The following is a 24,799-nucleotide window of genomic DNA, read 5'->3' as shown; positions in this document are numbered from 1 at the left end:
AACTTCTTGACCATGTCTGCCGGGTCAAACGTGATCAGCCAGCCCACACCAGCCTATTGGGCCGTCAGACAACACTGGGACATAGTGCCATGCGCCCCCGGCCTCCGGGCATCCAACACCTCAAGTCCCGAACCCTCACAACTCCGCATCCATTGGAAATCAAGTGACTTCGCGAACGCCATACCGTCCAATCACAATCGCGAGCCAGCGGTTCTCGATCATCCATTCCCCCCTCTGCAGCCCAGGCATCGCCACACACCGGAAACCGAAAATTCAGGAAGCCCGCCAGACGAACAGCAGCGTTTCTCCGGAAAACCAGGCGCGTGGGGGCGCCAGTCGTGCTCCAACACACGCGGGTCGCGTCAGGCTCCGAGTCGATCATCTGGAATGCTGTCCCAGTCCGCCGCCCACGGCTTTGAGCGGCGGGCGTCCGCAGTACCGGGCGAACCGCCCGGGAAGCCCACGGAGAGAACGGAACATCATGAAGCCATCTGTGCTTGTCGTGTCCACCGACCCCCAGGGGTCCGCGGTCGTCTGGGCCGAGCGGGTGGGGGACAACCTGCCCTTCGATTTCATGGCGGCGCACGACCAGGCCGATCAGCTGGTCCACCTCAAGAAGACCGGCGCGAAGATCCACGTGATCGCCAACCAGAAGGGCGGCGTCGGCAAGACCACCACCACGGTCAACCTGGCGGCGTGCACTTTCGACGTCCTCGGCGCGAAGGACGAGTACGAGCACATCTTCATCGACACGCCGGGCACCCTGGCCGACGAGGAGATCCTGCGCCGGGCACTGGAGATCGCGGACGACGTCCTGGTCCCGATGATCACCGAGCCGCTGTGCTTCGACCCCACGGCGCGGACCATTCAGAAGGTCATCGAGCCGATGGACATCCCGTACCGGGTCGTCGTCAACAACTGGGACCCCCGGGACGGCCGTGCCGACCTCGAGGACACCGAGGCGTACATCGCCGCGAGGGGATGGCCGCGCGCCAAGACCGTCCTGCGCCGGTACAAGATCCACTCCCGAGCGGTGGCCGAGGGGACGGTCGTCACCCAGTACAAGGAGAGCGGAACCGCCTACCGGGCCCGCGAGGACTTCTTCCGGCTGTCCCTCGAGCTCGGTTACGGGGGTCGCTGATGGCAGGCCGTCGCGTCTCCTTCGCCTCGATGGCCGCCGACCCGGTCGTCGACGCCCCGGGTGTGGACAGTGCCAAGGACGCCCCGGCCCGGTGGATCCCCACCGCCAACTGCCTGCCCAACCCGCGCAACCCGCGTGACGAACTGGGCGACCTCTCCGACCTGGCGAGCATCAAGGACCGCCAGTTGCAGAGCTGCCTCGCCGTCACCCCGGCCGCCTACCTCCGGCTGTGGCCCGAGGACCGGCAGACGCTGGGCGCGGGCCCGGAGGACGTGGTCGTCGTCAACGGCAACCGCCGTCGGGCCGCCGCTCAGCTGTACGGGCGCGAGCAGCTGCTGGTCGTCGTCGACGACTCGGTGGCCGAGTCCAAGGCGACCCTGCTGCGGGCGGCGCTCGACGAGAACATGGCGCGCAAGGACTTCGACCCGATCGAGGAGGCCAACGCGGTCCTGCTCATCGTGGCGCAGTACGCGACCGCCAAGGAGGCCGCCGAGGCGGAGGGCTGGTCCCAGAGCTGGATCTCGCACCGCAAGAACCTGCTGAAGCTCCACCCTGAGCTACAGCGCCAGGTGCGGGCCAAGGCGCGCGGCGAGGAGGGCGTCTCCATCAACGTCGCCCGCCGTCTGGGTTCGGTGAAGGGCATCGAGGAGATGTCCCTGGCCGAGCAGACGGCGGAGCTGGAGCAGCTGCTCCAAGCCGACGCCGACGCGGTGACGGCGAAGCGGGCGGCGAGGCTGGAGGCGAAGGCTGCGGCCAAGGCAGCCCCCGCCGACGTGGCTCCTGCTGCGCCGGCTCCACAGCCGGTGCTCACACCTGCGCCCGCTGCCCAGCCGGTCGCCGAGGCGGTCGCCGAGGCGGCGGAGCCGGTGGCTCCCGCGGCACCCCGGCCGGAGTCCGCCGCCCCGCAAGCTCCGTCCGCGAGCACTGAACCCGCTTCGAGCCCCGACCGATTTTCCGCGGAAAATTCCGAGCCGCTCCCGATGCCGGAGCAGCGCGAGAAGCCGGCAGCCGCCGCCCCGCAGGCGGGCCTCGGAAACGTCGACTGGCACAACGTCGAGGAACTGGCAGACGCCATCTGCCGCACCCTCTCGGCCGACGAGGCCTACCGCCTCGCCGACGCCCTGGCCAACCGTCTGCTGACGACCAGCAGCTGACGCATCCGTGGGTGTCCCACCCCTCCTGGATGGTGGGGTGGGACACCCACGGCTCTTCGAGGCCTTGAGGGTCAAGGGGACCCGCAGCTCTCCTGCTTACCGCGCTGGAATCGGAAACGATCCGCCCGAGGACGCTGTCGGGTGCGCGTGGCACGATGTCAGTTGGTCCTTGACTCCTCAACAGCTCAACGGTGTCAGCGATGACACATTTGGCCACCCGTAGCACCCGCCAAGCCAACATTCCATCAGTCAAGAAATGGCAAAGCCGCTGCTACGTCGCAGGTCAGGAATCCTCCTCCCCGCACCTGCGGGGGCCAACCGCCCGCCGTCCAGCCCTGAAAGGCCCACGCCTTCGGAGCACCCGCGCCCCGATGACGGGTCCCGCAGCAAGAGGAGGACGTTATGAGCGGCACGATCCCGCCAGACGACCAGGGCCGGTGGCGCGCCCAACGCGGCCGTGGGACCCGCGGCCCGACCCGGGTGCCGATGCACCCCGTCATGCCGCTCCCAGACGACATCCCGGCAGCCGAGGAGGCGGAGGAGACCACGAGCGACGACGGCCAGGACCCGGCGTCCGACGGAAGCGGTGGAATCGGCGGCCCAAAGGCCCAGCCGACCGGGCTACCGACCCCGCCACCGAACCCGCCGGAAAGCAAGTAGGGATGGTTCCTGGCCGACCGCACGGCGGTGGCCTCCCCGCACCAGCGGGATCAACCGCCTCCTGCGCTGCGGCGGACGAAACCGTCGCCGTGCGGAAGGACCTGCTGGACTTCGCGCCGCCAGGTGCGCTGGTGTATGGCCGACGGCCGCAGCCGTGGAGGCGGCCATCTCCATCTCGCATGAGAGGGACGCGGAAGCGGTCCGCCCATGCCCTGGACGGACCGCTTCGGCGTCATCACGGGGAGGTCCTCACAGGCCGACTTCCGTCGAGCACCGCCGGAACGGGATCGGGGGGAACCAGCCGACGGTGTCGTTTCCGCAGACGTGGATGCTCGTGACCCGCTCGCCGTACTTCACCGCGCTGGCCTGGTTCTTCCCCAGTTGCAGCTCCCGTACCTGGCCGGAGGCGGTCTTCGCGTAGGCGGTGGCTCCGCGGAAGCGGGTGCCGGTGTACATCCATACCCAGCCGTCCGAGCAGTTGTCCACCTGGACCTGGACGTCGTAGAAGCGCAGGGCGCGGGTGCAGCCCGCGGTGGCGGCCGTGCTCGCCGAGGCCGGGGTGGCCGGCACGGCGGTCAGCGCGGCCACGGCGAGGCCGAGGGTGACGGCCGTCTTCGGCAGCTTGCCCGACAGGAACTTCATGCATGACTCCAAGATTTCGTTCCGGCGTTTCTGCTCGCGCAGTGATGCAACTGTTCTCTATGCGGTGCACGTGTGCGTCAGTCATTTGACTGCTGGTTGCACGTACGTATGTCTGCTTCGACGGCTGGTGGTGGCGACCACCACACCCCGGGCCGTGATGGGCGGGATAGTTCGGCGAACAGTCAGTTCGGGCGAAGCCGACGGCCGGTCAGTTCGAAGTCGCAGAAGGACCGTCATCTGCCACTCATCGGTACGCGACCCATCACCGACGCCACCGCGGGCCGATTCGGCGAGCTCGACGTCGTCGCCTGGGCCACCGATCTCAGTCATCTGCACCGCTGGAACCCAACAGCTCGTGATACCCGCAACCGCTATTGGCGAGTGCGAGTGCTGTCGCTCCTCGTGAACATCGAACACGCTGCGGTCCCGGTGGTTCCCGAAGCACTACCAGCTACTGCCTGAGCCAGTGGGCGAAACCGCTTCGGCACTGAGCTCGGCCAGTGCGCCTGACGGTCAGCCCGTCTCCAGTTGCCGCGCGATCCGGTCTCGTGTCGCTGCCGCTCGCGGGTCGTCGTAGCCGGTCAGGAGGGCGAGTGCGTCCTCCCGGTGCCGTCGCGCCGCTGGCGGGTCGTCGGAGACCAAGGCTGCGGCCAGGGCATCAAGGGACAGGGCTTCGTGCCAGGTGTCGCCGAGGTCGTGGTGGGCGGCGGCGGCCCGGCGGAGGAGGGCGGCGGCTTCGGCGGGGCGGTCGAGGTGGCGGTAGGCCTCGCCCGCGCCGTGCCAGGCCTGGGCTTCGCGGCTGCGGTCACCGAGGCGGCGGTGGAGGACGGCGGCGCGCTGGTAGGACTCGAGGGCGTCGGTGTGCTGTCCGTCGGCGCGTTGGGCGTCGCCGAGGGTGAGGAGCCAGAAGCCTTCGAGCCGGTGGTCCCGCAGGCTGAGGGCGATGTCGAGGGCGGCCTGGGCGGCGGCGAGCGCGCCAGCCGGGTCGCCGTCCTCGCGGCGGATGTCGCTCAGCAGGCGCAGGGCATTGCCCTCACCGCGCTGGTTCTTCAGGGCGCGGTGGGCGGTCAGCGCCTCGTCGACGGCGGCCGCGGCCTCGGGCAGACGGCCGGCGCGGTAGTGAGTGCCGGCGAGGTTGGCGAGGGTGGTGGCCTGCCACTGTGCCTCGTTCTGGAGCCGGAACGCGGCGAATGCCTGCTCGAAGTGGTATGCGGCGTCGGCGAGTTGTCTGCGATGCAGGTGGACCAGGCCGATCAGGTTGAGGGAGTGCGCCTCGTTGAGCCGGTCACCGAGGCCGCGCCAGAGCGCGAGCGCCGCACGGTGGTGTTCCAGGCTGTCGTCGAGGGCGCTGGTGCGGGTGGACGCCATGCCGAGGTCGGTGAGCAGCAGGGCCCGTGCGCGGTCGTCGCCGAGGTGTTGCGCGGCTGTGAGGCCGGCGCGGCCTGCCGGGGGCCAGTCGGTGCCGGGTGCGGAGGGGGCCTGGGCGTTCCAGAGGACGGCGGCCAGCTGCCATGTGCGTCGGTCCTCGCCCGCGGCGGAGGCGGTGTGGACGGCGTGGAGGAGGTTGGCGCGTTCGCGTTCGGCCCAGTCCACGGCGGCGTTGTAGTCGGCGAAGGCGGCCGGCTGGACTGCGTCCGCCGGCGGGTCGAGCGGCAGACGGGCCTCGGCCGGGCGCAGCCACTGCTGGGCGGCGTCGGCGGTGTGCAGGTACCAGTCGAGGACGCGGTGCAGGGCTGCCTGGCGCTCGGCGGGAGTGTCCTCGCGCTGGGCCTGGTCGGTGGCGTAGGCGCGCAGGAGGTCGTGGAACTGGTAGCGGTCCGGTGCGCTCTGTTCGACGAGGTGGGCGCCGACGAGGGAGTCGAGGAGTTGGCGGGTGCGGTTGGGGGTGAGGCGGGCGAGGGCGGCCGCGGCGTGGAGTCCGAAGTCGGGGCCGGGGTGGAGGCCGAGGAGGCGGAAGAGGCGGGCGACCTGGTCGGGTAGGGCACGGTAGGACCAGGCGAAGACGGTGCGGACGGCGTCGGCGTCCTCGTCCTCGCCGACGCTGAGGGCGTCCCAGAGTGCGGATTCGTCGCGCAGGTCGGCGATCAGGTCGTCGAGGCCCATGTGGGGCATGCTGGCGGCGCGTTCGGCCGCGATGCGCAGGGCGAGGGGCAGCTGGGCGCAGAGGCGGGCGAGTTCGGTGAGCTGGTCCGGGTCGTCCTGTGGGCGGTGGTCGGCCGTGACGGCGCGCAGCAGGGCGACGGCTTCGGGTTCGGGGAGGGTGCCGAGGGTGAGGCGGCGGGCGCCGTCGCGGACGGCGAGGCCGGACAGGCGGCTGCGGCTGGTGACGAGGACGAGGCTGCCGGCGCTGCCTGGTAGCAGGGGGCGGACCTGGCTCGCGGTGGCTGCGTTGTCGAGGATGACGAGGACGCGGCGGTCGGCGAGGAGGGAGCGGTAGAGGGCGGCGGCCGCGTCGGGGTCGGTGGGGACGGAGGGGGCGGGGACGCCGAGGGAGGTGAGGAAGCGGTGGAGGGCTTCCTGGGCGGTGACGGGGCGTCCGGGATCGTAGCCGCGGAGGTTGACGTAGAGCTGTCCGTCGGGGAAGCGGTCGCGGGCCCGGTGGGCCCAGTGCAGGGCGAGGGAGGTCTTGCCGGCGCCTGCGGTTCCGGCGATGACGATGACGGCGGCTGGGGGACGGTCCGCGGCTTCGCCGGTGAGGGCGGTGTCCAGTGCGCGGAGTTCGTCGACGCGGTTGACGAAGCCGCGGACGTCGGCGGGCAGCTGGCGGGGCTTCGGGGCGGGGCTGTCGTGGCCGGCTGCGCGGTGGAAATGGATTCCGCCGCTGATGTCCCGTGCCTGGACGAGGTCGTGGGTCGACGACCCGGACACGGCGGAATGCGTGCGTCCGGGGCCGTCGGTGTTCCCATCGTTCCCGTCTGCCACGGTACTCCGATTCTGTGTGGGCGGAGGGAGGTGTGCCACTTCGCGGTCGAAGTAGGTCGGCACGTCCTCGCCGGTGCGGTAGAGATCCTTGATGTAGTCCTCCCAGCGGAGGACGAGATCGGGATCGGTGTAGCGGACCGCGCCGACTGGAACCCCTGTTTCCGAATACAGGACCTGATAGAGCGTGCGGCCGCCGAGAATGACGATTTCCGGCAGCGGACCGAATTCCTCGTCCCCGGAATCGGCGAGTGCCTCGGCGCCGACGATACGGATCCGCTCGCCGCATTCGGCGCGGATCCGCAGCGAGTGCAGCTCCCACTGCACGTAGGCCGTCAGCGGCTTCTGGACCACTCGGACGCGGTGGAAGAACGACCGGCGCTCCTCGTCCTCCCGCCCCATCTCGAGCAGCGCCGCGCGCCGGCCCTCGAGCAGGCGCAGCGCCTCGGTCCAGTCACCCCTGCGCACCGCTTCCCAGCTGGCACTTCCCTGCTCCTCGAAGTGCTGGCGCCGCTCCAGCTTCCAGGAGTCCCGACCGCGGACCCGCGCGTCCCGCTCGCGGAAGTCGCGCTTGTAGTCCTGCCGGGCGAGGATCTCGCCCCACTCGGACCGCAGCTCGGGGACCCGCCGATCAGGCATCCGCGATGTCCGCTTTCGCCGTGCTCAGCATGAGGCCGGGAATGACGACGAGCCGCTCGCCCGGACCCAGGACGACACCGTCGGGGAGGCGGCCGCTGTAGTCCTCGGTGAGGTCGCGGCCGATCACGGCGATATCGCCGTTCGAGAGCTGCCAGATGTCCGGGCATTCGTCCCGGCCTTCGGACGTCCCGAGTTCTTTCGCGGATTTCCCCAGACGCTTCTCGAGCGAAGCGGAAGGATCGGCTTCCCATCCACGAGCCATGCCTGCCCCCATTGATATTGCTCCCGGCACGTAGCCGCGGGTTCAGCATCTTACACCTGACGGCAGGTCAGGGGAATATTCAGTACTTTCGCCATGTACTCCTAAATGATCACCATCGCGGCATAACCGGCCTGATTTGCGCCGATATTCGGCCATGGTCGGGGCGCGCGCCGGCAGCGCCGTGAGCGGCGACGGCTGCGCACCCGGGCCGACTGCCGAACACGTACGCCGCGGACGCCTCGTCGAGTGTCCGTACGGGTGGAACCCGGCCGCCACCGCACGGGCTTCCTGCCGGCCACGAGGGCTGCCATGGGAAGCGCAGCGGATCGTCTTGAGGCGGACCCGGCGCGATTGCCATGTCTGTGGGCATGGCAGGAGCCGTAGACGCGGGCCTTGGGCGCGTTCGCCCCGCACCTGCGGGGGCCGGCCGTACCCCGCGTTCGGGCCGCCCCTGCCCGCGCCTCGGAGTCGGCCGCCCGCTGTCGCACGCCGCCGAGCAGCGCGGTCCTGCTCGTCGGTGGCGGTCCGCGCGGATCGGTCATGATCGCGGTCTGCTACGTTCACCTGTACGAATGACTCGCTTGGACGTGCGGTCATGTGCACAGCAGTGCGGCCACGACAACGCCGATCCATGGGCGGGCGCAGGCCGGCTGACAGGGGGGGACCGTAGTCCATGAACGCGTACTCAGGCTCGGACGGGCCGGGAGGGCCCTACGCCGCCCCCTCCGCCGCGCCGCCGCTCGGACCGACGTTCGGGGTCAATCCCGCGGACCTGGACCTGGCGGCCAAGGCCGCCAAGGAAAGCGGTGAGGCGATGCCCGGCGAGCTCAAGGCGATCCATCAGCCCTCCGACACGGCCGTCGCCGCCCTGTCGGGCTGGCAGGTCGGCGCCTCGCTGCACAACTGCACCGCGGCGTGGGAGGACCTGCTGAACAAGCTCGCCTCCGAGATCGACGGGGTCGGCCTGAAGCTGGGTCAGACGGCCACCGACTACCGCAACGCGGACAAGAACAGCGCCACGAATCTGAAGCCGTACGGCCTGTTCCCGCAGGGGACGAGCTGATGGTCACCCTCGCCCAGCTGCGCGACACCGACCTGTCCGGCCTGGCGCCGGCGGCCACCGCCTACGACACCCTCTCCACCAACTTCGGCAAGCATGTGCAGAACATGCAGCACGAGGTCCTCAAGCACGTCTTCAACGCGAACTGGGTCGGCAACGCCGCCGGCGCCGCCAACGCCTCACTGCAGCGCACCAGCAATCGGCTGGACGCCGCGCACACCGAGATGTCGGCGGTCTCCGGGCTCCTGCGCGAGGCCTCCGAGAGCTTCCTGCTGGCGCAGTCCAAGCTGCAGGTGGCGTTGCAGGAGGCCGGAAACCTGGGGCTGACCGTCGCCGATGACGGGACAGTGTCCTGGCCCGCTCCGTCGAAGGCCGAGAAGAACGACCCCGGGTACAACATCCCCGAGCAGGCGAAGGCGCTGGCGAACCGGATATCCGGCGCCGTCACCGAGGCCGGCAATGCCGATCAGAAGATCGCGGGGCTCCTGGACGCCCTGACCGAACGCGCCCGCAACGGCACGGGACTGGAGACGGACAAGGCGGCCGCGGACCTGAAGGCCGTCACTCAGCAGGGCGTCGACCTGATGGCCGCGGGCTTCCCGCCCGCCGGTGCCTCGGCCACCGAGGTCAACTCCTGGTGGAGGGGCCTGACGTCAGCCGAGCAACAGCGGCTCATCGAAACCCATCCCGACCTGCTGGGCATGCGCGACGGCATCCCGGCCGTGGCCCGGGACCGGGCCAACCGGCTGAACCTCGCCAACCTCATCACCAAGTACCAGCAGAAGCCCAACCCGACGGACGACGAGAAGCTGAAGCTCCAAGGCTTCCTCGCGATCAGCACGCGTCTGGAGACGGACAAGAACCAGAAGCCCCCCAGGCTCCTGATCGGGATCAGCGAGGAGGGCCAGGGCCGCGGCATCCTGGCCTTCGGGAACCCGGACACCGCGCAGAACGTCAGCGCGTACGTGCCGGGGCTGGGAACCAAGCTCAGCGACGTCGGCGGCAAGGACGGCGACCGAGCCCTGAACGTGCTGAACGCCGCGCAGAAGGCCGATCCCAACTCCACGTTCGCGTCGATGGTGTGGCTCGGCTACGACCCGCCGCCGGGCCTGGAGAAACTCCAGGACGGCGACACCCGGCCCCTGGAGGTGATGGGCACCGACCGCGCCGCCAAAGGCGGCGCCGCCTACGACAAGTTCATGGCCGGATTGCGCGCCACCCACGACGGGCCGCCCGCCCACCTCGTCGCCCTCGCCCACAGCTACGGCTCCACCACCGTGGGCCTGGGCGCGCAGATGAGCGGCGGCACCGGCGCAGACGACATCATCCTCGTCGGTTCCCCCGGCACCGGCGCGCAGCGGGCCTCGCAGCTGCACATCGACCCCAGCCACGTGTGGGTGGGCGACGCGGAGAACGACCCGGTCAGCCACCTGCCGTCCAAGGGCCGTGTGGCCAACGACATCCAGGGCGTGCAGCAGGGGGGCATGATCGCCGGTCCGATCGGCAGCGTCGTCAACGGCTACGTCGCCGACAAGATGTACGACTGGTTCGGCCCCGAGAACCAGCTGTGGTTCGGTAAGGACCCGGCCAGCGGGGACTTCGGTGCCAACCGCTTCGCGGTCGCCGACGGGCCGGAACTCTCATTCGACTCCCATTCGAACTACATGACCAACCCCACGGAGAAGGATTCGAAGACCCTGGAATCGGTCAACAACATCGGCCAGATCGTGGCCGGACGGTACGACCAGGTCACAAGGCAGGACCACCGATGAACCAGCGTTCCCGCCCCGCCCTGCGCCTGTCGGCGGCCCTCGCCGTCCTCGCCCTCGGTGCTACCGCCTGCGCCGCCGGCGCCGGGGCGGGCGCCGGCCAGGGCGGGGGGAAGACGCCCGGCCCTCTCATCCCGCCCGCCCAGGCCCTGCAGGAGCTCGACTCCCTGCTGGCGGAGACGACCTCGGGCGTGCAGCCGGCGCTGCGGTACTGGGACGCCTGGCCGCAGGCCACCGTGCAGTACTCCAAAGGCCTCGACGAGCACTCCCTCGGCTACGCCGCGGCCGCCCGCGAGCGCCACGTGATGACCAAGATCGCCCCCGGCAAGTACGACGCCCTGATGGCCGCGGTGCGCGGCACCTGGCAGGCCAAGGGCTACCGGATCGCCACCGGGCCCGCCAACCTGAAGGCCTTGTTCGCCACCACGGCGGAGGGCTACGGCGTCAGCATCACCATCTATCCCGCCGGGAACATCGACATCGGAGCCACCGTCAGCCCCGTCCCGGTACCCGAAGGCCGGGACCTGTTCGGCACCCCCACTCCAGACCCGGTCATGGCCAACGGCAACCCGGACGTCCTGCCCAAGTACGACGACCCGTACTGGTCGGTCTGACCGCCGCGCCCCCGCGGGACCGTTCTCCGTCTCCTCGTTCCGAAAGCCTCCCCATCCCCATGACCCCCGAACAGGCCGTCCACGCACTCGACGCGCTCCTCGACGAGGCGATGTCCGCCATCCGTCCCCCGCTGAGGTACCGGGACGGACGGCCGTGGTCCACCGAACGGACCGCGGGCCCGGACGACCACTCCCTGGGCTACGCCACCGCCACTCGCGACCGGTACGTCATGACCAAGGTCGCCCCGTCCAAGTACGGCGCGCTGCTGGGCATCACCGAACGCGGCTGGCAGGCCCGGGGATACCGGATCACCGCCGTCAACCCTCGCCAGCCGGCCATGTTCGCCTCCACACCCGCCGGGTACGGCGTGTGCCTGCTCGTCGGCGCCGCCGGCAACATCACCTTCCAAGCCGCCGTCGGCCCCGTTCCCGTCATCCGCGACCGCGACCCGTTCGGCACCCATGCCCCCGAGCCGACCCTGCCCGACGGGCGCCCCGACATCCTTCCCAGGTACGAGGACCCCTTCTGGTCGCACTGAACCACCGCCCGGCAGTGGGCCGGCAGGGGGTCCTCCTTCCGCCTGCGGAGGTCAGCTCTCGCAGGCGGGGCCGCAGCGCCGTCTCGGCGCCCGCTCCTCCCCGCGCCCGTGGGAGGAGGTGAGCCCAGTGTGGAACCAGTAGCGGTGCGGAGCGTTGCCCCAAGCACCCGAGCATCGGCGCGGGTGATGGCCGCCGTGCACTTCACCAGGGCACTACGCCGGCGTCCTCGAAGAACTGGCCCGTCGGGCCGTCGTCGGGCAGGGTCGCGAGTTTGATGGCGATGGCCGCGCCCTGTTCGGGGGTGCGCACGCCCCGGAAGCCGTTGAGGTCCGTCGCGACGTAGCCGGGGCAGCCGGCGTTGATCAGGATGTTCGTGCCGCTCAGCTCCCGGGCGTACTGGACGGTGACGGCATTCAGGAACGTCTTCGACGGCGAGTACGCCACGGCCACTGGACCTGTGGTCAGCTCACCAGCGGTCCCTGACTGCCGGGTGAGGGAGCCGACACTGCTGGACATGTTCACGATCCGCGGTGAGGCGGAGCGGCGCAGCAGCGGCATCATCGCGTTGGTGACGCGGATGACGCCGATGACGTTGGTCTCCACGACCGTGCGGATGGTGGCGGGGTCGACGCGGGTGGGCTCCTGGGGCGTGCCGCCTGTGATGGCGGCGTTGTTGACGAGCACGTCGAGGCGCCCGGCCTGTTCCTCGATCAGCCGTGCGGCGGCTGTCGCGCTCGCGTCGTCGGTCACGTCCAGCGGTACGCCGAACGCGTCGACGCCGGCCGCGCGCAGTCTCTCCACCGCGGCCTTGCGACGCTGATCGTCGCGGGCGCCGACGCCGACGCTCCAGCCGAGGGCGCCCAGGCCTGCGGCGATCTCGTAACCGATTCCCTTGTTCGCGCCGGTGACCAGCGCAATCGTTCGTTCGCTCATGGGGACCATGCTGCTCTCGGAGACCGGCGGGGGTCCAAGACCGATTGGGTGGGCGACGATACCTTCCAGGTATCGATCCGGAGTACCGTGGCCGGATGGAGACCAGGGAACTGCGCTACTTCGTCGCTGTCGCCGAAGAGTTGCACTTCGGGCGCGCCGCGCAGCGGCTCGGGATCGCACAGCCGCCTCTGTCACGGGCGATCCAGCAGCTCGAACGCCGACTCGGGGCAGCCCTACTGGATCGGACCGGCCGCACCGTCACGCTGACCGAAGCCGGCTCGGTGCTGCTGGCCGAGGGCCGGGCGGCCCTCGACGCGGTCGAAGCGGCCGAGCGCCGGACCCGCCGCGCCGCCCTTTCCTCGACCGGCCGTCCCGGCCTGGTCCTGGTCACGAAGGCCAGCGCGTCCCGCGAACTGCTGGCGAAACTGCTGGACGCCTACGCCGCCGAACCCGGCGCGGTCCCCGTCGACGTCATCCTGTGCGGCCCGGCCGAGCAGGAACGATTTCTGCGCGAGGGCCGGGCCGACGTGGCGCTACTGCACCGGCCGTTCGACTCGACGGCCGGGTTCCACACCGAAGAACTCAGCACGGAGGGCCAGGTCGTGGTCCTGCCGGCCGGGCATCCGCTCACCGTCCGGACCCATGTGCTCATGGCCGACATCACCGGGCTGCCCGGCCTGCCCCTGCCACGCTGGCCCGACCCCGACGGCACCTACCCGCCCGGCCCCGGCCCGCAGGTCCGCGACCACGCGCAGTTGTTGCAGCTCGTCGCGCTCGGCCGTGCCTGCGCGGTCTCACCGGAGTCGTGCCGAGCTCAACTGCACGGTGACCTCGCCGCCGTGCCCGTGCTGGACGCGCCGAAAGTCACCACCGTGATCGCCTGGCCGCCGCACAGTCGGTCCAGAGCCGTCGCCGACCTTGTCCGGACTGCGACCCGTCTCCGGTAGTTCCAAAACGTCTGGCCGGGTTCCACCCCTCGTGTCCCGGCGCATCAGTGTCGGCTGCCGTCTGCCTCGGGCCGCCTCACCCACCCGCCTCAGCGGCAAGACACGTTTCCGTCGGCCTACGCCGGTGTCCAGGACAGGCGGTACGGACGCTTCCGGTGCAACGCTCAGGAGTGGGCCTGGCAGGCGAGGGCCTGTTCGGCCAGTGCGCGAAGCTCCCGGTCATGATCGACCATCAGGTATCCCCCCTCCGCGCCCAGGCGGCGGTCCGACCGTTGGACCGTCAGCAGCGCGGCCCGGATCGCAGGGCTGATCTCGCCCATCCGGATCAGCGCCTGGAGTGCTTCCCGGAAGTTCCCGAAGCCGTCGCCGCCGTCGGCGACCGGCAGCACGAACTCCTCCAGGACCCGCATGGTCGGTTCGACCTGGCCCGTGATCGACCAGAGCGTGGCAGCGGCGTTGAGGCGCGGCCAGTGGGTGCTGTTCTCCATGACGTACCGGACCCGGTCCGCGTACGGGGCCGCCTCGGAACCGAAGTCGGCCAGGGCGCCGATCGGCCCGTACAGGGGTTCCTCCGCCGTCATGACCGCATCGCCGACCAGCCGCAGGACCGCTGCACGGTCCCCACCGATGCGCGTGGCGACCGAGGCCACCAGCGCGTGGTTGCCGGGGTAGTCCAGGACCTCGCAGGTCCGCAGCGCCGGTGCGGCCGAGGCGGCGGCCGGCCCGAGGGCCTGCAGGATGTGGAGAACGTAGACGGAGGTCCAGGTGTCCGCGAGCAGCGGCAGGAGGTCGGGCAGGGCCGGCAGCGCGTCCTCGCCCCATGCCTCCAGCACCGCGAGGAACGGGCGGGTCGCACCGCCCCGGGCCCCGCCCTGCCGGATCGCCTCCCGTATCGCGGGCAGCAGGACGTCCGCATGGGCCCGCAGCGGGACCAGGACGTCCGTGACCTCCGGGCGCCTCGGGTCGGCCAGGCAGTAGCCGCGGCCCTGCTCCTCCTCCTGCGCGCGGAGCTGTTCGATCAGGCCCGGTAGGGCGCGCGGGTCACCGATCCGGGTCAGGGCCCAGCGGGCGATCTCGCCGACCGTTCCGTCGAGGTAGTCGTCGGCCCCGTCGTCGTCGAGCAGTTCGGCGAGCCGGTCCGCGTACTCGGCCGCGGCCGGGCCCAGCACCGCGAGGATGTTCGCGGCTCGAAGCCGTACGGCGGCGTCCGGACTGGTCAGCAGAGCGCCCGCCGACGGCAGCAGGGCCGCTTCCACGGAACGCCGTTCGGTCAGGAGCCGCCACGCCACGTCCAGCGCCTCCCGGCACAGTGCGGCGTCCCCGATGCGGTCCGCCGTCTCGACCAGGCGGACGGCGAAGCGGAGTTCGGCGTCGGGGTCGTGCGCGAGAAGCCACGCCGTCGAGCGGACCAGGTCCTCGCGGGTCCAGGGCCCCTCGACGGCCGGAGTGAACCAGACCTCCTCGAACCGTGGCCGCAGCGCGGGATCGGAGAAGACCTCGATCAGCCGGTCCATCCGGCGGACCGGGAGGTCCCGGTCGAGTTCCGCCCCAGCGTGCACGGCCGCGACCCACAGCACCGGGTCGTCCCCCTCCAGCACCTGCGCGAGGAGCGCCCGCGCGTCGTCGACGACGCCTCCGGTCCCGCCCGTCCCGCCCGTCCCAGCCTCCCCGGCCGCCGCCTCGCCGAGGGCGAGCAGGAGCGGGAGGCGTACCGCCGGGTCCGTCTCCACCCGCCACCGTTCCAGTAGCCGCTGGACCCCGCCCGCCAGGGGTATCGCCGCCCGCCGCACCGCCGGCGCCGGATCGGCCAGCAGCACGCACGCTCCCGTCCAGTCCTCGTCGGCCAGGGCCGGCGCGTGCAGGGCCACCAGCAGCTCGACGAGGGGCACCCGCGCGCCCATGGCCGGGTCGGTGGCGAGCGCGACCACGAACGGCAACGCGACCGCCGCCGCGGACGGGGTCTCTCCCTCCCTCGTGACCAAGGAGTACAGCGGGTAGCAGTCCTCCTCCGTCGCCTCCGCACCCGCGAGAGCGAGCTGACGCAGCGTCCGCGGTATCACCTCGACCGGGTCCGTCGGGTGCCCCGTCTCGAGCCCCTCCCACACCACGGCGTCCAGCGCTTCCAGCGACATTCCCGCCATCGTCACCCCGTTCACCAGCACATCGTCCTGCTCACCGCCAGCCGCCATCGTCCATGAAACACGCCGCCGTGTCGCATGGAATTCGCTCGTCCTCCGATGCGGGGTACCTCGCCCTGTGCGGCCGCGCCCTGCCGGCGACCTTGCTGACAGCCGCCCACATCAAGAAGCACGCCGTCTGCACCGACGACGAGAAGCGCGACTTCGCGAACATCGCCATGCTCGCCTGCAGCCTCGGCTGCGACAGCCTCTACGAACGCGGCTACATCACCGTCACCGACACCGGCCGCATCCAGGTCAGCCCCCTCGCCCACACCATGCCCGGCGTCCACGAACACATCCAGCAGCACCTCACCGATCGCACCGTGCTGGTGGACCCAGGAACGCGAGCCCCACTTCCACTGGCACCGCACCCACACCTTCAAACCCGACCCGCCCACGTAACGGCCCACGCGGCCTGCCGGAACACCTCCCAGCGCAAGCAGATGGCGGCCAGACAACCCGCCTGGAGGCCAGCGTCCGCCCACCACCTACCTTGCCGGGCGGCATGGCACCATGGGGCGCGTTCCTTGACACCACAACAGCTCGCCAAATCCGCCATCTCGCCGGCGATCCAGCACGGCCAAGAAACAGCAAAGGCCGCGCTACGCCGCAGGTTGGAAAGCCTCCTCCCCGCACCCGCGGGGGTCAGCCGGGCCCTTACACCACCATGACGGACGCCATCCCGCCTCCGCCCGCTGCCCGGCACGCCGGCCGCGACCGCCCTGGCCGGACTGCTGGTCCGGCACGCTTCGCCGAGGCGATGCGCGGTCCTCCCCGGTGTGGCGGCGCAGCGGGAGGAGGAGCGGCGCCTGCGGACGGACCGGCAGGGGCGCATGAAGGCCGTGGACGACGGGGGTGCGCGGAGACGCCGCCGTTTTGACCGTCGCCTCGGTGATCTTGTCCAGAACAAGGATTCGTGAACAGAGCCACCCCAGGGCGACGGTGTCGGACTACGTGCGGCCGAGCAGTGCGAGTCCGGCGACGGTGGGCGTATGGAGGGCGGTGTTGTGGTGGCGGAGTGCGGTGATCAGGCTGGTCTCGCGCAGCACGGTGGCGTGCTGGCTGGCGCTGGAGGGGCCGATTGCCAGGGCTGTGGCGATCTCGCCGGTCGTGCAGCCGGGGCGTTGGACGATGACGCGCAGCCCGGCGGCGCGGGTGCGGCCCAGCAGCGCGATCAGTGGTGCCGGTGTGCCGTCGGCCGCGGTCGGGGTCGTGAGGGTCAGGGGGGTGAGCGTCTCGTCGCGGCGGGCGGGGTGGGTCAGGATGGGCTGGGGTTCGGCGTCCGTGTTCACCGCAGGTGCCTGGGTGGCGAACACGGAGGGCACGAGCAGCAGGCCCCGGCCACCGAGGTGGACGTCGCCCTCCAGTCCTGGCATCAGGTCGACCTCGAGTACGGGTGCCCGCCACCGGATGCGCGGCGGGTAGAGCCCCTACAGCAGCCGCTCGACGCCGCTGTGCAGGAGCTCATGGGAGTGGTCGGCCGCGACCTGGGCGGTGACCTGGGCCAGTACGGGGCCGGGACGATCGCGTGGACCTGGCGGAGGGCGTAGACGAGTTGCCGTAGCACCTCGAGACTGTCGCTCAGCCGGGCATGCGCTGCCGCTCGGCGATCTCGGCCAGGGACGCCCGCAGCCGTGCGGTCGGCGTGGCGGCGACAGCAGGCCAGTACGCCCCAGCGCTCCCCATACAGCCCCGGTCGTCATCCCTCGAACCCACTCCCCCACGTACCGACCGGACTCGCCATAGCGCGTCGCCGACTTGGCCTGCCAATCACGTTCGACGCCTCGCGAGTGCCGATGGGCGTCCCAGTTCAGGGGTGCGCCGAACTCAAGACCAAGGCCCTCGCCGCCGAACCGCAAGTTGCTGCCGGGAGCCTCTCATCCGAGAAGAACGCCGGGCTGTTCCACGCCAAGACCGCCATCACCGCCCCCGCTGTCGTGGCCGGCCTCGGCGCGACCATGAACCGCACCATGTCCTGGTCCACCGACCCGATGCCCGAGGGCATCACACTGGACGCCCTCCTGGAAAACGTCCAGTGGGACCGCGAGGCGAAGTACTGGGGCGGCGTTGCAGCCAAGGTCACCGACAAGGGTGCCGTCAGCTGGGCCGGTGGTGCCCGCGACTCCGGCCACAAGGTCTACGACGCGCTGAACAACCCGGACACCGACACGGGCATGCAGATTCGCGGCCGCTTCTAGCTCGCGGGTAACGACGGCTCCTCCCCAATCGCAGTGGGGAGGAGCCGCTCGGCATTCTCGCACGCAGGCCGGTTCCCAATGGGCGTGACTTCTGGCGGGGCCAGGTGGGGGTCGTCGGTGGAGTCCCCGCCGTCTGCCCGTACGTCTCAGGACCTCCGGGAGCGGTGCGTCGGTCGTGCCCGTATGATCCTGGCTGCTGTCACGTCAATGGATGGGGGATGACGTACATCGTGGGGATCTCGGATCATTCGACCACTTCGGATGTCGACGATGCGGGCGGGTCGCGGCGCCGCCCGAGTCGGCGGGCGTTGCTGACGGGAGGGGCCGCGCTCGCGGTGGCCGGCGGCGCCGGGTGGATGCTGTCGCGACGCCACGGTGGGAAGCCGGAGGCCTCCGCCCCGACCGATCCGCCGACGCCGTTGCGGGATTCGCCGGCGCCGATGGTGCCCAACCCGGATTCCGGTGCGCCGAAACCGCTGTGGTCGTTCACCCCGGACGAAGACCTCGTGCCCGCCTCGACGCTGGTCTCGAACGGCACGCTCTTCATGTTGAGTTCTCATCTGACCGCGGTCGACACAGCGACCGGAACCGTGAAGTGGACCGGCAAGGGCGTCAACACGCTCTACACCGCCGCCGGAGCCGGGCGCGTGTTCGTCGGCTCGTTCCAGGGTGCCACCGGATACGACGCGGCTACCGGCGCGGAGACATGGAATACCGTCAACCGCGAGAGCAACGCCGACGACCTCTCCAACGTCTACGCGCTCCGTGCCGACGACAAGGTGCTCTACGCACTCGCCGACGCCAAACCAAATGGGGCCACCACAGCACCGAGGCCCGTCATCTTGGCCTTCTCGATCGACACGCACGAGAAGCTCTGGTCCGTGCCGCTGGAGGTGGGGGAGCGAGCGCAGTACATCAACAACGCGGTCGTGGGCGGCAATCTCTACTACACCAACGGCAGGTGCGACCTGGTTGCCCGAAGCGGCCGGGACGGTCGGCAGCTGTGGCTCGTCGAGACCGGCGCCACCGACACGATCCCGCCCGCTGTCGCGGACGGCCAGGCCTACTGCCTGACGGGCACGAACGGCCTGCGCGCGGTCAGTCTGGCCGACGGCAGGCGGTTGTGGGAGGCCAAGCTCGTCGACGGTGCGACCGGGACGTTTCCACCGGTGACGGCTGCGAACGGCGTGGTCTACGGCGGGAACGGGACGACCGCGGTCTGTGCCTGGGACGCGCGGACCGGACGGCAGATCTGGACCTGCCCGGTGCCCTTCCGGCCGTCCGCGACCGAGCCCGTGCTCGTCCAGGACACCCTCTTCGTGGCCGGTCAGGGCATTGAGGGTGTCCACGCAGTGGACGTGAAGACGGGCCGCCTGCGGTGGACGTTCGCCGTGAACACCTACCAAGTGACCCTCGAGAACCGAAATTGGGCCCTGGCCACCGACGGCCAACGACTGCTCGCAAAGCTGGGCTCGACCGTCTTCGCTCTGCCGCCGACGTGACGGCGGCCTGGCCGGGCCGAGGGCGTACACGGGCTCCAGGAGACAGCGTCCGTCACGGTGGCCGAGGTGTCGGCCACCGACAGCCTGCTACTCAACACCACGTCGGCCTTCCCTTGACGATCGCTCGCCGGACGAAGTCCCAGGCCACCGGGTCGACAGCGGTAAGGGCCCGCTCGCCGACCCGCCCCACGAACGCTCCCATCCGGCGAGATCAGGCTGCGCTGCCTCCGGTGTCTGCATCGTGCGACCCTTGATGCGCCCTTGATCTGCGAGGCCCGCACCAAGACCGTCGGAGGTCGAACCAGCGGATTTTGATCAGGGGGACCTATGGGATCGGGAGACATCGCCAGTCCGTGGGCCACGGAGGTCTTCGGCGAACTCGCCGCTCGAATGACAGCGATCGTGCCGGCATGCATCCTCCGCGCGCACGAGCGGGCCCGCGGTGGCCATGAGGGCGTGCACACCCAAACCCACGAGGCTTACGGGCACGGCCTCTACGCGGCGCAGTACGAGGAGCTCGCGACCGGGCTACTGGTTCTCCCCTACTCCGAACCCGTCCGGCTTCAGGCGCGAACGGTCGTGGTGATCGCCGGCCACGTCATCTACCCGATCCGTTATGCGAAGAAGGACGTCCCGGTCACAACGGCCAGACTCCGCCGGGCCTCCGGGCTCCGTGCGGACCTCATCCGTCGTCACGGCCCCGAGCCCCGCCAGTTCGCGCTCGATCTCGACATCGAGCTACCGGAGGAAGACGAGCCGCACGCGGACCTTCTGCGTCTGTCGCCGGGGACCAGGCTGGTGATCGTCGCGTACGCGTGTTCCCTCGCCAGCGGGGTGGTTCGGCTGGAGTGGGGATCAGCGGAACTTCGCCGCGAGGACCGATCGCTCCTCTGGCACCATCACGAACCGTTGCCGATCCCCGGCGGGTCACCCGCGGGCTGATCACGGTTCGCGGTGGTGGAGCCTCGTCGCCCCTGCCTCCGAACGCCTCGCGGGCGAAGCCGACGACGTGCTCTCACGCGGCCACGCCGACGTCCGCGTTGCCGGATCACGGACTGGACACCCGACCCCTTCGCCCCCGACAACTACAACCCCGCCAGCGACCACTACCACCTGCGCTTCGGGCGCGACCCGATGAACCCGGCCTTCGGTGCCCAGCACCTGCCGTCCCAGAACACCGACCACGACCACTACTGGAACAAGGGCACGCCGTCCTGTAAGGCGTTCGGCCAGGTCATCGCGGGAAGGCCGGTCTCATGAGCCGATCCCCACAGCCATTGCCGCGACGCGGACGGACCGGCGAACGCGGCCGGTCTGGGCGCGTCGTCGTCCTGGGCCTGCTGCCCGCGGGCATCCTCGCCCTGTCCGCCTGCGGAAGCGACACCCCGTCCATGAACCTCGGACAGGCCGAGGACAAGGTCAAGGCCTACGCCTCCGCCGCGCTCGCGGTCCTCCCGGACAAGGACACCGTGAAGATCCCCGACCCGCTGGTCGCCAAGGACGAGTGCGAGTCCGGGCCCGCCAACTCGCCCACGCGGTACATGCCGTACATCTCCTACAAACTGCGCGGGATCCCCGGGCCGAAGGTCCAGGGCGTCTTCGACGCGGTACGGCAGCGGCTGAAGCAGGACGGCTTCTCCGTCGAACGAACGACGACAAGCGACTGGACCTGTCCAACGACGCGAACAAGTTCACCGCCTCGGTCGTGGTCGGCGACCACGAAACGGCGCCGGACACCCTGGACCTGACCGTCCTCGCCCCCTGCGTCCAACGCGGCGCCAGCCCCGGCACCTCCGCCAACGGCTGACCGCGCACCCAACCAGCAGGGCGGCTCCCCGCGCCTGCGGGGTCAGCCGTGGCAGGAGGTGGGCGGGGTGTTCGAAGCGTTGTCCTCCTCCCACCCACGGAGGTCAGCTGGCGCGTGCGTGGCGGAGATCTCCCCAAGCCCACGGAGGTCCGTGCATAGCTCCGCCGCACGCCCGACGAATTCTGATACGCAAGCAACGGCCAGGATGCCTGGGACGGACGGCGGCCGACCGTTCGATTGGAGGCTCTGTCGCTGATCTTGTGACGCTGTCAGTCTGAACTATGGCGGCTTCAGGGGATTTGCAGTGGTAGATGCCGTATTTGCTGGCGTGGTAGTGGAGTCAGTGGAGCGGGCTGCTGGGGTGGTCACGTTCGTATCGCTCCGCCGCCGCTGGGGCCTGGCAGGCGGATCACGCGCGAGGTGGGGCAGGAGAGACACTGATGAGCGCCGTGGTCCAGGATGGGCCCATGGCAACCGTCTTGGCCTTTCACGCCCACCCGGACGACGAGGTGTTCCTGACAGGTGGCACGCTCGCGCGGGCCGCAGCCGAAGGACACCGCGTGGTGATCGTGGTCGCCACGGATGGCCTCATGGACGCCGCGCCGGAGGGTGGAGCGCCACGCCTGAGTGAACTGCGGGCGAGCGCGACCGTGCTGGGCGCGACACGCGTCGTGCACCTGGGGTACGCGAACAGCGGCCATGGTGCCGTGCTCTACCCGGATCCGCCGGATCGAGCACGCTTCGTGAGGGCAGACACGGAGGAGGCGGCCGAGCGGCTGGCCGCCGTCCTGCGCGAGGAGGACGTGGACCTGCTCATCAGCTACGACGCCAATGGCGGATACGGCCATCGCGACCACGTCAAGGTGCACGAAGTCGGCAAGCGTGCCGCCGAGCTGGCCGGGGTGCCCCGGGTGTTGGAGGCGACCATGCCGCGTGACGTCGTGGCTCGCCTGGTGAAGCTGGTCCGCCTGCTGAGGATTCCGTTTCGGTACGACGCGGATGCGCTGCGCACCGCCTACAGTTCGCGCGCGGCCATCACCCACACCATTGATGTCCGACGGTTCGCCGGTCAGAAACAGGCGGCCCTTGCCGCCCACCGTTCGGAGGTATCAGGGACAGGCCGACTCGCTCCCGTGATGAGGGTGCTGGTTCGTCTTCCGGCCCCTGTCTTCGGTTGGTTGCTCGGTCGAGAATGGTTCGTCGAGGCCCGGGCAACAGCCCCGTCCAAGGCCTTCGCTGACATCTTCCAGCCGGCCCCGTAGCGTCGTGTTCGGCCGATGGGGCCTGCCCGGGCTGATCGGGGCGACGATGTCGCTGCTCTCGTAAGACTGGTTCTCGCTGATCTTGTGACGCTGTCGGGTCAGGGGCTGAGGAGTATGCGCTTGCGGAGGAAGTCGAGGTTGGATCGTCCGAATCCTTGCCTTTTGAGGAGTTTCGCCCTCGTGACCTGTCCCTCGACCTGGCCGGAGCTCCAGGGAGTGGAGAGCCCGGCGGTGGCGGCGTCGATGTCGCGGCTCAGTCCCTTGGCGAGGGAGTGCAGGGCGGGCAGGTCGTCGGCGAGGACGCGTTCTATCCAGGCGGGCAGTCGGTCGCCTCGCAGGTCGCGCATCATGGCGGCGAAGTCGCGGACGTGGTGGGCGACGGCGTCGAGTTCGGGGCAGCCGGCCCGGATCTCCTTGAGGTCGACGGCATCATCGGCTGTCAGGTTTGCGGGGTCGCTCATGATCCAGCGGACGATGCGGCGGGGCCGTGGAGCCGGGCGGGGCACGGGTGGTGCGGCGATAGCGGCCTTGAAGGAACGGAGGTAGCCGCGGACGGTCTGGATGCTTCCGGCGAAGCACATGGTGACGATCTCCTGGTGGAGCTCGGCCGTGTTGTGACAGCCCTCGTTCCACCGCTGGTGGAGGTAGGGCTTGTACTTGTCCAGGATGGTGGAGCGGTTCGTCGCTTTGACCAGCAGTTCGTCGATGCCGGTGGCGCGGACGAAGCGGCGCACGGTGGACCGGTCCAGCTGCAGTGTCCGGCAGATGTTCTCCAGCGTGCTGCCGCCATCCAGGAGCTGTCGCACGGCGGTGTAGCGTTCCCTGGTCCGGGTCACCAGGCGGCGCTCTCGTCCGCAGACGTCGAGCATCCCGGCGGCCGGTACCGGCGGCGGTGACGTCAGCCAGATGTCGTCGCTGGTCGGCGGGGCGGCCGACACGGTGTTCTCGAACACGGTCCGGACGCAGGCGTGATGGGAGGAGACGGTCTTTTCCACGGCCTCGCCGAGGTTGTGCCACAGATGCCAGGCGTCAGCGACCTGCACCGCTTGCGGGGCTCCGCTGCGGGCGCCCTCGGCATAAGCCCCGGCCCGGTCCCGGCAAATGATCTCCACTTCCGGATGACCCTTCAGCCAGACGGCCAGCGGTTCGGCATCCCGGCCGGGCAACACGTCCACCGGGCGCCGTCTCTCCAGGTCCACCAGGATCGTGGCGTACGAGTCTCCCTTGCGTAGCGCGAAATCGTCGACACCGAGCACGCGGATCCTGTCCGACGGGACCTTCAGGTGCGGCACGGACCAGGCGTAACAGAGTGTCCTTGGCGACACGCAGGCCCAGCACCCCGGCCAGACGAGCGCCCGCGCGTCCGGCCAACGCGAGAGCGATCGAGGTCAACTGCTTACGCACCAGTGGCGTGTACCGGGCATGCGGGCCCGTCAGCCCTGTGATCTGCTCGGCGAACGTCACCGCCCGACATGCCGGGTTCGGGCACTTGAACCGCCGAACCATCAACTCGATCACCACACTGGCACCACCGACCGTGGCATCCGCCAACCGTCGCACATACCGGCCATGCACCCGGCCCGACGGACTACCGCAATGCGGACAGTCCGCACCCGCCGAACGAGCCCGAGCATGCATCGTGACCCCGGCCGCGGCCCGCTCGACCAACCCCACCACGACACCGGCCAGATGAGGGAACAACACCTCGAAGCTCCGCGAAGAACACGCAAGTCATGCTCGCAGCAGCCACCGACACCGCAGCGTCACAAGATCAGCGACAGAGCCCGATTGGATGAGCGCGGAAAGGGCCGCCAAGGCCCGGGTCCGGCGGCAGCCGGACTTTCGTGATCGGTGCGGTGACGCCCACCCGGCATGGTGTGCAGCCGACGACGGCGACCGGCCCGGGCGGCGGAAGCGGCACGGATCGTCAGCCCGCCGGGGCGAATACACCTGGGGTGCACAACAGCCAGTTTGCCGTGCTGACCGAGCTCTAGGATATGCGTCCGTCGCCCGGTCGTCGCACCCCATCCCCGCAGAAGTCGAGCAGATCGCCTTGTCAGCCGCCAGTTCGCAGATCACGCAGGCCCTCCTCGAAGGCCGTGAGTGCGTACTGTCCTGTGCCGCGCCCGGGCATCTCGAGCTTCTTGAGCTGTCCTCCGACGATGTGGGAGACGAGCGGTACCGGAAGCGCGTCGGGCCAGAGGCCGATCCGCTTGCCTTCCGAGAGCACCCGGCGGAACGCGCCGGTGGATCCCCGAAGGCTTCGGCCATTCGCCTTCAACTCCTCTGCGGCACACTCGCCTTCGCCGTGGACGACCTGGAGCAGGATCTGCTGTGCGCGGGGCGGCAGGCGGTCGTAGTACGAGCGGGCCCGCTTCGGCGTCCAGTGGTCGTCGGGCTCCGTGGTCACGACGGCGGCCGGCATGGCGGCGAGAGCGAGCAGCTTCTCGAGTGCCTCGGGGGTCGGGTTCTCCACGGTGATCGTGATCTTCATGGGGCACACCCTTGCAGCCTGCGGCACTGAACACAAATAACTCCTGTAGACGTGTTGCAGACGAGGATGGAGTCGC

22 protein-coding genes and 1 pseudogene are annotated in these 24,799 nt (G+C 70.2%); 14 read left to right on the top strand and 9 right to left on the bottom strand.

Translation table 11 applies throughout. The features are described from left to right. The first annotated feature begins 481 nt into the window (after window positions 1–481). Both O1G21_RS40955 and O1G21_RS40950 read left to right on the top strand, forming a co-directional pair. Window positions 482–1,141 carry a ParA family protein gene (locus tag O1G21_RS40955; RefSeq protein WP_270151810.1) on the top strand — a complete coding sequence of 220 codons (660 nt, stop codon included), beginning with the start codon at window positions 482–484 and terminating at the stop codon, window positions 1,139–1,141. Further along, window positions 1,141–2,295, top strand: coding sequence for a ParB/RepB/Spo0J family partition protein (locus tag O1G21_RS40950; RefSeq protein WP_270151808.1), 1,155 nt, complete (start codon window positions 1,141–1,143; stop codon window positions 2,293–2,295). Before O1G21_RS40955 ends, O1G21_RS40950 begins: the two co-directional genes overlap by 1 nt. Before the next feature lie 909 nt (window positions 2,296–3,204). Here the strand turns inward: O1G21_RS40950 and O1G21_RS40945 are convergent. The 3 genes from O1G21_RS40945 to O1G21_RS40935 form a co-directional block, all read right to left on the bottom strand. Continuing rightward, entirely contained in the window at window positions 3,205–3,597 is a 393-nt protein-coding gene (locus O1G21_RS40945) for a hypothetical protein (RefSeq protein ID WP_270151806.1), read from the bottom strand. A 513-nt stretch (window positions 3,598–4,110) separates the two neighbouring features. Next, window positions 4,111–7,155 (bottom strand): ATP-binding protein, encoded by a 3,045-nt coding sequence (locus O1G21_RS40940; protein WP_333493574.1) that lies wholly within the window; start codon window positions 7,153–7,155, stop codon window positions 4,111–4,113. Further along, window positions 7,148–7,417, bottom strand: coding sequence for a hypothetical protein (locus O1G21_RS40935; RefSeq protein WP_270151888.1), 270 nt, complete (start codon window positions 7,415–7,417; stop codon window positions 7,148–7,150). The genes O1G21_RS40940 and O1G21_RS40935 overlap by 8 nt, the downstream gene beginning before the upstream one ends. Window positions 7,418–8,090: 673 nt before the next feature. Here O1G21_RS40935 and O1G21_RS40930 point away from each other — a divergent pair. The 4 genes from O1G21_RS40930 to O1G21_RS40915 are packed head-to-tail and all read left to right on the top strand — an operon-like array spanning window position 8,091 to window position 11,399. Then, a complete protein-coding gene (locus O1G21_RS40930) occupies window positions 8,091–8,480 on the top strand; it encodes a hypothetical protein (protein ID WP_270151805.1) in 390 nt (129 codons plus the stop codon). Then, window positions 8,480–10,249 (top strand): alpha/beta hydrolase, encoded by a 1,770-nt coding sequence (locus tag O1G21_RS40925; RefSeq protein WP_270151803.1) that lies wholly within the window; start codon window positions 8,480–8,482, stop codon window positions 10,247–10,249. Before O1G21_RS40930 ends, O1G21_RS40925 begins: the two co-directional genes overlap by 1 nt. After that, a complete protein-coding gene (locus O1G21_RS40920; RefSeq protein ID WP_270151802.1) occupies window positions 10,246–10,860 on the top strand; it encodes a hypothetical protein in 615 nt (204 codons plus the stop codon). Before O1G21_RS40925 ends, O1G21_RS40920 begins: the two co-directional genes overlap by 4 nt. A 59-nt stretch (window positions 10,861–10,919) precedes the next feature. Next, the gene (locus O1G21_RS40915) at window positions 10,920–11,399 is read left to right on the top strand and encodes a hypothetical protein (RefSeq protein ID WP_270151800.1); all 480 of its coding nucleotides are present in this window, start codon (window positions 10,920–10,922) and stop codon (window positions 11,397–11,399) included. A gap of 202 nt (window positions 11,400–11,601) precedes the next feature. On the opposite strand, the gene O1G21_RS40910 is transcribed toward O1G21_RS40915, so the two are convergent. Then, on the bottom strand, window positions 11,602–12,333 hold the full coding sequence (locus O1G21_RS40910) for an SDR family NAD(P)-dependent oxidoreductase (protein WP_270151798.1): 732 nt from the start codon (window positions 12,331–12,333) through the stop codon (window positions 11,602–11,604). Between the two features lie 95 nt (window positions 12,334–12,428). On the opposite strand from O1G21_RS40910, the gene O1G21_RS40905 reads away from it, so the two are divergent. Next, window positions 12,429–13,280, top strand: coding sequence for a LysR family transcriptional regulator (locus O1G21_RS40905; protein ID WP_270151797.1), 852 nt, complete (start codon window positions 12,429–12,431; stop codon window positions 13,278–13,280). Window positions 13,281–13,444: 164 nt separating this feature from the next. Here the strand turns inward: O1G21_RS40905 and O1G21_RS40900 are convergent, their stop codons facing one another. Then, window positions 13,445–15,436: a hypothetical protein gene (locus O1G21_RS40900; RefSeq protein ID WP_270151796.1), complete on the bottom strand. Its 1,992-nt coding sequence runs from the start codon at window positions 15,434–15,436 to the stop codon at window positions 13,445–13,447. Window positions 15,437–15,474: 38 nt separating this feature from the next. Between O1G21_RS40900 and O1G21_RS40895 the strand changes: the two genes are divergently transcribed. Beyond that, a complete protein-coding gene (locus O1G21_RS40895) occupies window positions 15,475–16,131 on the top strand; it encodes a hypothetical protein (RefSeq protein WP_270151794.1) in 657 nt (218 codons plus the stop codon). 279 nt (window positions 16,132–16,410) lie between these two features. On the opposite strand, the gene O1G21_RS40890 is transcribed toward O1G21_RS40895, so the two are convergent. Next, entirely contained in the window at window positions 16,411–16,836 is a 426-nt protein-coding gene (locus O1G21_RS40890) for a winged helix-turn-helix domain-containing protein (RefSeq protein ID WP_270151792.1), read from the bottom strand. A gap of 420 nt (window positions 16,837–17,256) precedes the next feature. Here O1G21_RS40890 and O1G21_RS40885 point away from each other — a divergent pair, with 420 nt between their 5' ends. From O1G21_RS40885 to O1G21_RS40860, 6 genes are all read left to right on the top strand, one after another. After that, complete coding sequence (locus tag O1G21_RS40885) at window positions 17,257–17,658, top strand: hypothetical protein (protein WP_270151791.1); 402 nt, start codon at window positions 17,257–17,259, stop codon at window positions 17,656–17,658. 218 nt (window positions 17,659–17,876) lie between these two features. Further along, a complete protein-coding gene (locus tag O1G21_RS40880; protein WP_270151790.1) occupies window positions 17,877–19,160 on the top strand; it encodes a PQQ-binding-like beta-propeller repeat protein in 1,284 nt (427 codons plus the stop codon). Window positions 19,161–19,550: 390 nt separating this feature from the next. Continuing rightward, window positions 19,551–20,102 carry a hypothetical protein gene (locus O1G21_RS40875; protein WP_270151788.1) on the top strand — a complete coding sequence of 184 codons (552 nt, stop codon included), beginning with the start codon at window positions 19,551–19,553 and terminating at the stop codon, window positions 20,100–20,102. 192 nt (window positions 20,103–20,294) lie between these two features. Beyond that, complete coding sequence (locus tag O1G21_RS40870) at window positions 20,295–20,420, top strand: hypothetical protein (RefSeq protein WP_270151786.1); 126 nt, start codon at window positions 20,295–20,297, stop codon at window positions 20,418–20,420. Continuing rightward, on the top strand, window positions 20,417–20,908 hold the full coding sequence (locus O1G21_RS40865) for a hypothetical protein (RefSeq protein ID WP_270151783.1): 492 nt from the start codon (window positions 20,417–20,419) through the stop codon (window positions 20,906–20,908). Before O1G21_RS40870 ends, O1G21_RS40865 begins: the two co-directional genes overlap by 4 nt. Before the next feature lie 526 nt (window positions 20,909–21,434). Continuing rightward, window positions 21,435–22,229, top strand: coding sequence for a PIG-L deacetylase family protein (locus O1G21_RS40860; protein ID WP_270151887.1), 795 nt, complete (start codon window positions 21,435–21,437; stop codon window positions 22,227–22,229). Window positions 22,230–22,327: 98 nt separating this feature from the next. Here the strand turns inward: O1G21_RS40860 and O1G21_RS40855 are convergent, their stop codons facing one another. The 3 genes and pseudogenes from O1G21_RS40855 to O1G21_RS40845 form a co-directional block, all read right to left on the bottom strand. Next, on the bottom strand, window positions 22,328–23,521 hold the full coding sequence (locus tag O1G21_RS40855) for an ISL3 family transposase (RefSeq protein ID WP_270151781.1): 1,194 nt from the start codon (window positions 23,519–23,521) through the stop codon (window positions 22,328–22,330). A 247-nt stretch (window positions 23,522–23,768) separates the two neighbouring features. Next, window positions 23,769–23,867, bottom strand: a pseudogene (locus O1G21_RS40850) (hypothetical protein); the annotation flags it as partial. Between the two features lie 418 nt (window positions 23,868–24,285). Then, the gene (locus O1G21_RS40845) at window positions 24,286–24,723 is read right to left on the bottom strand and encodes a hypothetical protein (protein ID WP_270151779.1); all 438 of its coding nucleotides are present in this window, start codon (window positions 24,721–24,723) and stop codon (window positions 24,286–24,288) included. Window positions 24,724–24,799: the final 76 nt, after the last annotated feature.

It is taken from the genome of Kitasatospora cathayae (assembly GCF_027627435.1).
Taxonomy (GTDB): domain Bacteria; phylum Actinomycetota; class Actinomycetes; order Streptomycetales; family Streptomycetaceae; genus Kitasatospora; species Kitasatospora cathayae.
The sequence above is the reverse complement of the archived record's forward strand: the minus strand, read 5'-3'. Positions and strand labels throughout refer to the sequence as shown.